The sequence below is a fragment of the Streptomyces ortus genome, assembly GCF_026341275.1.
GTDB lineage: Bacteria > Actinomycetota > Actinomycetes > Streptomycetales > Streptomycetaceae > Streptomyces > Streptomyces ortus.
On record NZ_JAIFZO010000002.1, the window covers coordinates 4,732,765 to 4,744,581 of the forward strand.

Genomic DNA, 11,817 nt, shown 5'->3' on the forward strand with positions numbered 1-11,817 from the left:
AGCAGGCTGAGGACCGATCAGGCCTAGGACCGGGCCGTTCTTCACAGAGGCCGCACAAAGGGCTGAGCCGCTCTCCGTCCTAGGTCGACGACCGGTCCGACGACGGTCCGCAGACGATCGACAGGTGGACCGGAGGCGGACTCGATCTTTCACCTTCGGTTCCCAGAACGAACGCCCTCACACCAGTTGGTGTCGAGGGCGTTCGCATGTTCGGGGCCCTCTTCGGGGACCGGGTGCGTCCGGATAGGCTGGCAGGATGACGCGAGCCGAGCAGCCAACGGCCCCCCCTTCGGCCCCCGACGACTCCCTGGTCGCAGACTCACGGGAGCGAGCCGTGCGGGCGCTGTTGCGTGTACCGCAACTGAGGCGGCTGTGGAGCGCCCAACTGGTGAGCGGCGTCGGCGACGCCCTCGCCCTGCTGGTGCTGGTCCTGCTCGCCCTGCAGGCGGCGGTGTCCGACGGCTCCTTCGGGGGCGGTTACCGCGGCGTGGCCCTCGCCGTATCGGCGGTCTTCGGAGCGCGCATCCTCGCGACGCTGCTCTTCGGAGCGGTGCTCCTGGGCCCGCTCACCTCGCTCACCGCCCAGGACGGCCCGCTCGACCGGCGCTGGACCATGGTCGGCGCGGACGGCGTACGGGCCGCACTGCTGATCATCGCGCCCCTGTGGATCGACTGGACCCCCGAGAACGCGCTGGCCGTGCTCCTCGTGACGGCGTTCGTCATCGGGGTCGCCGAACGCTTCTGGACGGTGTGCCGCGAGAGCGCGGCGCCCGCGCTGCTGCCCGCGCCGCCCCTGGAGGGCGCGACGGTACGACCGCTGCCGGACCACATGGACGCCCTGCGGCGCCTCGCCCTGCGTACGGGATTCGTCGCGGCGCCCCTCGCGGCGGCGGTGCTCGTCGTCGCCGGGCTCCTCAACAACCTGCTGGGCGCCGGACTCGCGTGGTTCGACCAGCACCAGGCGGCGCTCGCCTCGTACGTCGCCGCGGGCCTGTTCGCCGCTTCCCTGTCGGTGCTCACCTTCCTCGAACTGCCCGACGTACGCACCCCGCGCGCGCGCTCGCCGCTCGAAGGGCTGCGCCGTCCCAGGACGGGTTCGGGCATCGACAAGGGCCGTACGGGGGCCATCCCGCTCCTGGTGCTCGCCTGCGCGGCCGTCGCCGGAGCCGTCGCGGCGGCCGTCGCCGTGGCCGTGCTGCACGCCAAGGACCTGGGCGGCGGCCCGGTGACGTTCGGGCTGCTGGTCCTCGCGGTGACCGGCGGGGTCGTGGTCGGCATCCGTACGGCGCCCAAGCTGCTGCCGTCCCTGTCGCGCCGCCGACTGCTCGCCCTCGCGATCGCCTTCACGGGCATCGCGCTGCTCGCCGCCGGACTCGTCCCCGACGTCACCACCGTGCTCCTGATCACCGGCCTCGCGGGCGTCGGCGCGGGCGTCGCCGCCAACACCGGCCACGCCCTGCTCGACCAGGAGGCCGAGGACTACCGCCGCGCGCGTACGACGGAACACCTGCACGCGGTCGCACGGGTCTTCGTGGCCGTGGGCGTCCTGGTGGCGCCGCTGGTGGCGGCAGCCATCGGCCCGCACCGCCTGGAGAACGGCAAGTTCGTGTTCGCGCACGGCGGCGCCGCGTTCACGCTGATGCTGGTCGGCGCGCTGCTCCTGCCGGTCGCCGCACTGGTCCTCGCCAAGGCCGACGACCGCTCCGGAGTACCCCTGCGGCACGACCTGCGGGACGCGCTGCGCGGCGGGGACGACCCGGTGCAGGCACCCACCGACGCCGGGTTCTTCATCGCCCTGGAGGGCGGCGACGGGGCCGGCAAGTCCACCCAGGCCGAGGCCCTCGCGGAGTGGATCCGCGCCAAGGGCCACGAGGTCGTGCTCACGCGCGAGCCGGGCGCCACCCCCGTGGGCAAGCGGCTGCGCTCGATCCTGCTCGACGTCTCGTCCGCCGGGCTCTCGCACCGCGCGGAGGCACTGCTGTACGCCGCCGACCGCGCGGAGCACGTGGACACCGTGGTGCGGCCCGCGCTGGAACGGGGCGCGGTCGTGATCTCGGACCGGTACATCGACTCCTCGGTGGCCTACCAGGGCGCGGGGCGCGATCTGTCCCCCACCGAGGTCTCCCGCATCAACCGCTGGGCCACCGGCGGGCTCGTACCGCATCTGACGGTGCTGCTGGACGTGGCGCCGGAGACCGCGCGCGAGCGGTTCACCGAGGCGCCGGACCGACTGGAGTCGGAGCCCGCCGAGTTCCACGCGCGCGTGCGGTCCGGTTTCCTGACGCTGGCCGCCGCCGACCCCGGCCGCTACCTGGTCGTCGACGCCGGGCAGGAGCCCGAGTCCGTCACGACCGTGATCAGGCACCGGCTCGACGTGGTGCTGCCGCTCTCCGAGGCCGAGATCAAGGCCAAGGAGGAGGCACGCAAGGCCGCCGAGGAAGAGGCGCGCCGCAAGGCCGAGGAAGAGGCCGCCCGCAAGGCCGAGGAGGAGCGGCTGGAGCGTGAGCGCCAGGAACAGCTCGCCCGGCTGCGCGCGGAGGAGGAAGAGCGCAAGCGGCTCGAACTGGAAGAGGCCCAGCGCCGCGAGGCCGAGCGGCAGGCCGAGGAGGCCCGGCAGCGCGCCGAGGCCGCACGCGTGCGTGCCGAGCAGGAGAAGGCACGGCAGCTCGCCGAGGAGAAGGCCCGAGCGGCCGAGGAGGAGCGCCGGCGCAAGCAGGCCGAGGAGGAGGCGCGGCTGCGGGCCGAGGCCGAGGAGCGGCGCCTGGAGAAGCAGCGCAAGGCCGAGGAGGCGCTGGTCCGGGCCGAGGAGGCGCGGCGGGCGGCGGAGGCCGCGGCGGCGGTGGTGGCGGCGACCACTGCGTCGGCGGCGGCTGCGGCGTCGGCCGCTTCGACTGCTTCGGCACGGGAGGCTGCTGAGGCTGCGCCTTCTGCTCGTACCGCGCCTACCGCGCCTACCGCGCCTACCGCGCCTGCGAGGCCTTCCGGACGTGCTGATTCCGGTCGGGCGGCGGGTGGCTCGGGTGCCGGGAGCTCGTACAGCGAGAGCCCGGCGGACGAAAGCCCGGCGGACGAGAGTCCGGACAACGAGAGCACCGTACAGACGCCTCTGGTGGCGCCCACGAACGCCTCCGGTGGTCCGGCGGACGAGACGGCCGTGCTGCCGCAGGTACCGCAGCCCCCGCAGGGAGCCGTCGACGAGACCGCGGTGCTGCCGCCGGTCCGGCCGGAGCCCGCCGCGGACGAGACGGCGGTCCTTCCTCAGGTACGGGACGAGCGTGGCGGTGGGCCCGAGGACCGGGTGCCGCCCGGGTACGGGGCCGGGAGCGGCGGGGTTTCGGACGGTGGCACGCGCGAGCTGCCCCAGGTCGACGCCGAGGGCAGGCCGCGGCGGCGCCCCCGGTCGGACTGGGCGGAGGAGACCCCGCTGGACGATCTGCCGACGCTGGCCGACGAACTGCTCGGCCCGCGTGACGACGACGAGCGGGACGAGGGGAACAGGCGCCGGCGGCGCTGACGGCCCTCCTCGGCGGCGGGACCGTGCCGGTGTCAGTGTCAGTGTCAGTGCCGGTGCCGGTGCCGGTGCCGGTGTCAGTGCCGGTGCCGGTGCCGGTGCCGGTGCCGGTGTCAGTGTCAGTGCCGGTGGCGGCGTCGGGCCTCGTTGTCAGTGCCCTCCCGCACAATGGGACGCAGCAGGCACAGATGCGACAGCGAGCGTGATCGCTGTCGCATGTGGCGGCTGTCAGCATGGCTGCGGCTGCGGCTGCGGCTGCGGGTGTGGGTGTGGGTGTGGCAACGACGGCAGGTTCGACGAAAGGGCGGCGCCCCATGACCGTATGGGACGACCTGGTGGGCCAGGAGAAGGTGAGCGGGCAGCTTGAGGCCGCCGCGCGGGACGCCGACGCCCTGGTCACCGCGGTCGCCGCCGACGCCCCGCTGCCCGAGGCCTCGAAGATGACGCACGCGTGGCTCTTCACGGGGCCGCCGGGTTCGGGCCGTTCCACCACGGCGCGTGCCTTCGCGGCGGCCCTGCAGTGCACCAGCCCCGACCGCGCCCTCGGCGGGATCCCCGGCTGCGGATTCTGCGACGGCTGCCACACGAGCCTGATCGGTACGCACGCGGACGTGCAGATCATCCGTACCGACCTCCTCTCCATCGGCGTGAAGGAGACCCGCGACCTGGTCCGCCGCGCCCAGCTCTCCCCGGCGGTCGGCCGCTGGCAGGTCATCGTCATGGAGGACGCCGACCGCCTCACCGAGGGCGCGGGCAACGTGCTGCTGAAGGCCGTCGAAGAGCCCGCCCCCCGTACGGTCTGGCTCCTGTGCGCGCCCTCCCTGGAGGACGTGCTGCCCACGATCCGCTCCCGGTGCCGCCACCTCACGCTCCGGACGCCCTCGGTGGCCGCGGTCGCCGACGTCCTCGTACGCCGCGACGGCATCGAGCCCGACATCGCCGCCGTCGTGGCCCGCGCCACCCAGGGTCACATCGGGCGCGCCCGGCGCCTCGCCACGGACGAGCGGGCCCGCGCGCGCCGGGCCGCCGTCCTGAAGCTGCCGCTGCGCGTCGACGACGTGGGCGCCTGCCTCAAAGCGGCGCAGGAGCTGATCGACGCGGCTTCCGAGGACGCCAAGCAGGTCGCCGAGGAGACCGACGTCAAGGAGACCGAGGACATGAAGGCGGCCCTCGGCGCGGGACAGGGCGGCCGGATGCCGCGTGGCACCGCGGGGGTGATGAAGGAGCTGGAGGACAAGCAGAAGCGCCGCAAGACGCGTACGCAGCGCGACAGCCTGGACCTGGCGTTGATCGACCTCACGGCTTTCTACCGCGATGTGCTCGCCCTGCAGTTCGGTACGGATCTCGCCCTCGCCAACACGGAGATGCGGGACGCGCTCGACCGGCTGGCCCGGGGGTCGTCGCCCGAGGCCACCCTGCGCCGCATAGAGGCGATCGCCGCCTGCCGGGAGGCCCTGGACCGGAACGTGGCGCCGCTGCTCGCGGTGGAGGCCATGACGATGGCGCTGCGGGCGGGGTGACGCGGACCCGCACAAGGTGACGGGCCCCTTGAAGGGGGCCGCGTCGGGCGGACATCGGCGGTGGGCGGAAGGATGGGCGGAAGGACCACGGGGCCGGTGCGGCAGCACGGCGGGCGGACCTCGATGGTTGGCGTGGTGGGTCGGCGCAGGTACAACGGGGAGGAGACGGCATCACTCGTACGAGGCATGCGCGCGACTCTGAGCAATCAATTCGTCGCACAGGGTTACGCTCGGTCGATGCACATCAGGCGCCGGCCCAGGTCATCCCGGGCCCCTCGTTCCCTCCGCGCGTACGGCACTCTGTTCGCCGTCGCCGGATTCCTCGTCTCCGCCTGCTCCGCGGGGAGTTCGACGACCGCCGCGAGCCCGGCCGGCTCGGTGGCGCTCCACGCGCTGCCCGAGGCCACCCCCTCCGCGCTGGCCCCGTACTACGCCCAGCGCCCGAACTGGCGGGCCTGCGGTGTCGCCGGCTTCGAGTGCGCCACCTTGAAGGCCCCGCTCGACTACGCCGAGCCGACCAAGGGCGACATCCGGCTGGCCGTGGCCCGCAAGAAGGCCACGGGGCCGGGCAAGCGGATCGGCTCGCTGCTGGTCAACCCGGGAGGGCCGGGCGGATCGGCGGTCGACTACCTCCAGTCGTACGCGGGGATCGGCTACCCGGCGAAGGTGCGCGCCCGCTACGACATGGTGGCGGTGGACCCGCGGGGCGTCGCCCGCAGCGAACCCGTCGAATGCCTCACGGGCAAGCGGATGGACGCGTACACGCAGACGGACACAACCCCCGACGACGCGCGCGAGACCGGTGAGCTGGTCGACGCCTACAAGGAGTTCGCGGCGGCCTGCGGACAGCGCTCTGCGAACCTGCTGCGCCATGTGTCCACGGTCGAGGCGGCCCGTGACATGGATCTCGTACGGGCCGCGCTGGGCGACGAGAAGCTGCATTACGTGGGCGCCTCGTACGGCACGTTCCTCGGGGCGACCTATGCGGGCCTGTATCCGGAGCGCGTCGGCAGGCTGGTCCTGGACGGCGCGATGGACCCGTCCCTGCCGGCGCGACAGCTGAACCGGGACCAGACGGCCGGCTTCGAGACGGCCTTCCGGTCCTTCGCCAAGGACTGCGTGGGCGAGTCCGACTGCCCGCTGGGCGGAAAGGGCACGTCACCGGAGCAGGTCGGCAAGAACCTGAAGGCCTTCTTCAAGCAGCTGGACTCCGCACCCCTCGACGCGGGCGACGCGGACGGCCGCAAACTGGGCGAGGCGCTGGCCACGACCGGGGTCATCGCCGCGATGTACGACGAGGGGGCCTGGCCGCAACTGCGCGAGGCCCTCACCACGGCCATGAAGGACAAGGACGGCGCGGGCCTGCTCGTCCTGTCCGACAGCTACTACGAGCGGGAGGCGGACGGTACGTACGCGAACCTGATGTCCGCCAACGCGGCGGTCAACTGCCTCGACCTGCCCGCCGCCTTCGACTCCCCCGAGGAGGTCGAGAAGGGCGTCCCCGACTTCGAGAAGGCCTCCCCGGTCTTCGGCGAGGGCCTCGCCTGGGCCTCGCTGAACTGCGCGTACTGGCCGGTGCGGCCGACCGGCGAGCCCCACCGCATCGAGGCGAAGGGCGCGGCGCCCATCGTCGTCGTCGGCACGGTCCGCGACCCCGCGACGCCGTACCCCTGGGCGCAGGCCCTCGCCACCCAGCTCTCCTCCGGGGCGCTCCTGACCTACGACGGCGACGGCCACACGGCGTACGGGCGCGGCAGCGCCTGCATCGACGCCGCGATCAATCAGTACCTGCTCGAAGGCACCCCGCCGCAGAAGGGAAAGCGCTGCTCGGCGGCCTGATCACCGACCCTCCGGGGGTGCCTCCAGGGGCAGTACGGAGCACCCCCGGAAACTGTGTAGACTTGCTGACGTTGCCGATCGCACCATAGTGCTGGCAGCGCGCCGCCTTAGCTCAGATGGCCAGAGCAACGCACTCGTAATGCGTAGGTCTCGGGTTCGAATCCCGAAGGCGGCTCTGTAGAAGCCTCAGGACTCACTCGCCGTGACCTGGGGCTTTTGCTTTTAACGGATGCGGCGGCGACGGAGAGCGCGGGCCGCGGGGCGGTCTCAGTTCTAGGTGCAGTAACGGGTTCCAGCATGGGGCTGTATGTGCCGCAGGATCTCTATGATCGTGGGCATGTCGACTCCCGTCTCGTTCAGGATCGTGCCGGCCGTGGAGCGGGTGGTGGAGTTGCCGCATCACGTACAGGGCGGACGGGACTGTGGTGGAGTTCGCTATCGAGGCTTGGTAGTCACGAGCTTGGCGTGGCGGACACGACCGCTGAGCTCTATCGACACGGTATGGCACTGCTCATCGTGTTCACCGGTGCCACGAGTCGCAAGCCACACGACGCGCGACTGCATGCCGCGAGGCGAGGTTGATCAATCGGCGACGCGTGCATCCCCAGCGACATGCTGGTTGGTCGCAGCACAAGCTTATAGAGTATCCCCGACATGGGGGGATCAGGCGCCTGATATGCCAGCTATTAGGCGCCTACCGTTGGGAAGTGCGTCCCGCCGTGACTGCGAAGCGGGAACTTATGTAATCAGCGGTCAATTTTAAATCGCCGCATGGCGATTGTCGCTTGGCGCAGCTTTATCGTGAAGTCGTCGCTGCGGGATACCTTGTCAATCCCTTGAGCCCTGTTTCCTCTGAGGGCGCTTCGGTATTCGCGATCCAAGAGGTTCACCATCGTACCCAGGACGGCGTCCGTCAGATGCTCGATCCGGATGTTCAGGAGATCACTTTGTTCTGGGTTACGCAAGCGGGTGAGGGTGAGCCTGCTCATGTATGAGATATGGTATCGCCAATTTTCCATCGTATCGCCCAATAGCGGACGGTCTTTGGAATACTCCGCCAGGAATTGGCCGATGCGCATATGTACATCAAGCACAAGGCCGTACAGGTCGATATCGGTTTCAGTCGAGAAAACGCTATCGTAGTGCGATCCTCCCAGTAGGTACGTGTCCAGGTGTTTAAGAGCCGAATGCGGTTCTCCCAAGACGAACGCTGTGTACTCCCGCGCCAGTCGCGACATGCTGACCACTTGTTCCAGAGGGATGCCCAAATTTAGATAGTAATTCGACCTCCGCTCATAGCGGTAGCCGTACCGCGCGAGAGACTCTTCAAGATCCTTCTGGATTTTCTCTGTAGCTCGCAGGGCGCCTGCCGGTAGCTCGGTCTGACTGTTGGTCGCACGGATGATTACATCCCTCGCGCTGCCCGAAGATGGTGGAACAATGATCCGGACGAGGATCGATCGGTCATTATGGCGACCAGAGTTCTGGAAATGGTTGAAGATCTCGTGGCTCGTTTGCAGGCCGTTCACGATTTGTGGATCTGTGACTACAATCTTCTTCCCGGCGATCCTGACGTCTTCTGCCACAATCGTCACGCCATTGTTGAACCACCAAAAATCCTCGCGGTGACCCGACCTCAACGTCCCCTCTATCGCGGTGTTGACCGCCGTGCGTCCTGCGTAATCCCGAACGTTGGATTCGAAAAGCTCAAGACGCAGAGCGTCGTTGTGTGAGGTGATGAAATTGTAGTACTCGTCAAGGCGTACCAGACATACGTAGCCTTCACCGAGCGACGTGCTCATCGGTGTCTCGATGTAAGTCATTTCGAGTGACGTTGATGCGCCGCGACCCGACAGTTCCCTAAGCTCTGCGGCTCCTAGGTAGTCTATGTGGCACTTCGTGCGGGAAGCGATTTTCTCTAGTTCGCGGGCGAGCCTATTTCCTTTCGCCTTGACGTTCGGGTGTGGAGACTCCACGGCGCGGGTCGCATATATGACCCGGATTGAAATCTCCTGAAAGGTGGAGGCCAGCGCATCCAGGACGTTGAGGAACCTGCCGGTCCGGTCCAGTAGTTTAGCGTTCGTCGAGTTGGAGAGCTCTTTGGTGTCGCGGTCCATATCGAAGAGCAAGGGGAGGTGATAGTGGAGTTTCTCGAAAGCTGTTTCGGAGTACCCTGAAGTAGTTTTTGCTTGCAGGATGACGAGCTGTATTTTTTTTCCTCGGAAGGTTGTGTGGCGATCAATGCTGGCCGACATGTATCGATCGTCGACCAGAACCCAGAGGCCATCGACACCGCAATCGTGAGAGCCGTCCACGATTCCATCGCGAAGTTCATCGACGTTGAGGTCGAAATCTTGTAACGCTGCGCTTGCCGCGAAATAGTTGAAGAAATCATCCATCTTTTGATTCGGAGCAAGCAAGCGCCTTTTGTCCTCAAGAACGCGGTCAAGCAGGCGTTGATCGTTACTTTTCACAGCCATCTGCGAGGCCCCCCACGAGCGATGCGCGTACGTGAATCGTCGACTGCTATCTTCGCGACGAGGTGCATAGTGGGCAAGATGTGAGGCTCAACTTGGTGGGGCAGGTATCCGGATGTAACAGCCGGACAGGGAGGCTTGTTGCCGGGCCAGGTGCGCACATCTCGAAGCGCGCAGGGACTCTTCCAGCGTTCCGGTGGCCACGCTTTGCGGCAACATCGACAGGCTCTGTGGAAGCCCCAGGACTCACTCGCCGTGACCTGGGGCTTTTGCTTTTTTTGGTGTCGCCGGTGTCGCCGGTGTCGCCGGTGCGGTGAGGGCTGCGGGTGCTGGGGGGTGTCGTCGCAGGTGTTCGTTTGGGTGGGGGCCGGTTGTGGGGGGTGTGCGGGGTCGATACTGGAGGTCTGGATGACCTAGGGGGGCAGGATGGTCGGCGGTCCGGTGCTCGCACAGTTGCATTTCGGGCGTGAGGATGCCGAACGGGACGTGACCGAGGGGCTGTTGCTGCGGGGCGGGTTCGTGCCCAACGCCGCCTACCGGGGTGCTCTCTCCGGGCGGAAGATGCTGATCATCGGGCGCAAGGGGTCCGGCAAGAGCGCGATCTGCATGCAGTTGCTGGCGGACGGGCCCGGGGGACACCGCGGCGGCAAGATACTCGTCACGCCCGACGAGGCGGCGGGAGAGGAGATCCGGCGGTTCGAGTTGCAGGGGCTTCCCGGGGACTCGGCCAAGGCGCTGATCTGGCGGTACGTGTTTGCCGTCCACGCGGCTCGGCATCTGGTCGGCCACGCCAAGGAGGCGCATGGCAAGCGGCCCGACTCGGTGAAGGCGCTCGCCCGCTTTCTGAAGCAGAACGGCGAGGCGGCGGTCGGGGACCGGCTGGTGGAGCGGCTGGCGCAGGGGGCCCGTGGGTTGCAGAGTTCGCTGTCCCTGGAGGCCTTCGGCGTCAAAGCGAGCGTGGACCTCGCGCAGTCCCCGTCCGAAGGGGCCCGGGCAGCGCGGCAGTTGGAAGTCGTCGAGCAGGGGGTGACCCGGGCCTTCACCGACCTGGGGTGCGGCGGGGGAGCGCATCCTCCCTTGCTGCTGATGGTCGATCAGCTGGAGCAGGTGTGGTCCGCCGAGCCGGACAGCAATTCCATGGTGATCGGGTTGCTGCTGGCGGCCAAGCACGCGGCGGGTCTGTACGGGCGGTCGGTGCGGTTCCTGTTGTTCCTGCGGGCCGACATCTATGACTCGTTGTCCTTCGGGGAGGGCGACAAGTTCCACGGCGACGAACTGCGGATCGCCTGGACCGAGCGGGCCCTGAGAGACCTCGCGGTGGCCAGGGCGCGCGCGTCCGTCGGCGAGGATCTCGATGAGGAGCGGCTGTGGACGGAGCTGTTCCCGCAGACGGTGGGCGGGGAGGAGACCGCGAAGTACCTCTTCCGCCACTGTCTGCCCCGGCCGCGCGACGCCATCCAGTTCCTCAACCTCTGCCAGGAGAAGGCCTGGCTGGAGCACCAGCGGGAGTGGATCACCGAGGCGGACGTACGGCAGGCGGGCCGGCAGTTCTCGGAGTGGAAGCTCAAGGACCTGAGCTCGGAGTATCTGGTCGCGCACCCGTTCCTCAATCAGCTGCGTCCGCTGTTCCAGAACACCGGCTACGTGGTCACGCGCGTCGCGCTCGCACGTCGCTTCGAGGCCGCGGCGGAGACCCTCCACCACGATTTTCCCGCGTACGCCGACGCGCTGACCCTGTCCGGAGTCATCGACGTGCTCTACGGCGTCGGCTTCCTCGGCGTCCGGCGGGGGAACGACGTGGTGTTCGCCGGGGACGACGACCTGCCCGTCCAGCCGCATGAGACGGAGTTCCACGTCCACGCGTGCTTCAGGGCGGCGCTCGGCGCCACCAGGCCTTTCGACCTGCGGCCCTACGAGGTGCAGTTCGCGGACGTGCGGAACACGCTGGGGTACCCCGGTTCCGTGACGTCGGGCGGCACCCCCCGCAACCGTGACGACCGGTTGCTGAGGGAACTCCGGCAGTCCTGCCATTCCATCCGGGCCCAGGTCCACCGGGCGGTGGCGCTGTCGTGGGACGTCGGGGACGAGATCAAACGCCAGATCGGTCGTGTCAGTGACGACGCCGGCCGCATCCCGGCCGGGGCTGCCGCGTCCGTCGGTGTCGACGTCGACGAGTATCTCCTCACCACCAGCCACTACTTCACCACCCTGGCCGCCCAGCTCATCGACAGCGGACTGGACGAGACCACGGGCGTCAACGATGTCGCCCGCCGTATCGAGGAGGAGGCCCGGCGGTTGCGGCGCCTGGCGGGCGGGTCGTTCGGCAGTTCGGGGAGTTCCTGAGGGGCGACGAGTTCCGACCTGCCTCGGGGACCTCAGCGGGTCAGAGGATCAGAGGTCAGAGGATCAGGGGGCAGAGGGACTTGGCGGGCGGGACCCGGCTGGCCGGTGAAGGCGCCATACTCGTAGG

Annotated in this window: 5 protein-coding genes, 1 tRNA gene and 1 pseudogene; 6 read left to right on the forward strand and 1 reads right to left on the reverse strand. The window is 68.9% G+C overall.

All coding sequences use genetic code 11. From position 1 onward, the window contains the following. The first annotated feature begins 256 nt into the window (after positions 1-256). From tmk to K3769_RS41170, 5 genes and pseudogenes are all read left to right on the forward strand, one after another. A complete protein-coding gene (gene tmk / locus K3769_RS24300; RefSeq protein WP_267028464.1) occupies positions 257-3,514 on the forward strand; it encodes a dTMP kinase in 3,258 nt (1,085 codons plus the stop codon). Positions 3,515-3,825: 311 nt separating this feature from the next. Further along, on the forward strand, positions 3,826-5,031 hold the full coding sequence (locus K3769_RS24305) for a DNA polymerase III subunit delta' (RefSeq protein ID WP_267028465.1): 1,206 nt from the start codon (positions 3,826-3,828) through the stop codon (positions 5,029-5,031). A 237-nt stretch (positions 5,032-5,268) separates the two neighbouring features. Further along, complete coding sequence (locus K3769_RS24310) at positions 5,269-6,870, forward strand: alpha/beta hydrolase (RefSeq protein WP_267028466.1); 1,602 nt, start codon at positions 5,269-5,271, stop codon at positions 6,868-6,870. A 101-nt stretch (positions 6,871-6,971) separates the two neighbouring features. After that, a tRNA-Thr gene (locus K3769_RS24315) sits at positions 6,972-7,045 on the forward strand. A 245-nt stretch (positions 7,046-7,290) separates the two neighbouring features. Next, positions 7,291-7,471: pseudogene (locus tag K3769_RS41170) on the forward strand (hypothetical protein); the annotation flags it as partial. Between the two features lie 145 nt (positions 7,472-7,616). Here the strand turns inward: K3769_RS41170 and K3769_RS24320 are convergent. Continuing rightward, positions 7,617-9,350 (reverse strand): AIPR family protein, encoded by a 1,734-nt coding sequence (locus K3769_RS24320; protein ID WP_267028467.1) that lies wholly within the window; start codon positions 9,348-9,350, stop codon positions 7,617-7,619. Positions 9,351-9,773: 423 nt separating this feature from the next. Here K3769_RS24320 and K3769_RS24325 point away from each other — a divergent pair, with 423 nt between their 5' ends. Further along, entirely contained in the window at positions 9,774-11,690 is a 1,917-nt protein-coding gene (locus K3769_RS24325) for a P-loop ATPase, Sll1717 family (RefSeq protein WP_267028468.1), read from the forward strand. Positions 11,691-11,817: the final 127 nt, after the last annotated feature.

What these genes read in the sequence shown, in the direction of transcription:
- tmk (WP_267028464.1), top strand. Translation starts at nt 257, where the DNA reads ATGACGCGAGCCGAGCAGCCAACGGCCCCCCCTTCGGCCCCCGACGAC.
- K3769_RS24305 (WP_267028465.1), top strand. Translation starts at nt 3,826, where the DNA reads ATGACCGTATGGGACGACCTGGTGGGCCAGGAGAAGGTGAGCGGGCAG.
- K3769_RS24310 (WP_267028466.1), top strand. Translation starts at nt 5,269, where the DNA reads ATGCACATCAGGCGCCGGCCCAGGTCATCCCGGGCCCCTCGTTCCCTC.
- K3769_RS24320 (WP_267028467.1), bottom strand. Translation starts at nt 9,350, where the DNA reads ATGGCTGTGAAAAGTAACGATCAACGCCTGCTTGACCGCGTTCTTGAG.
- K3769_RS24325 (WP_267028468.1), top strand. Translation starts at nt 9,774, where the DNA reads ATGGTCGGCGGTCCGGTGCTCGCACAGTTGCATTTCGGGCGTGAGGAT.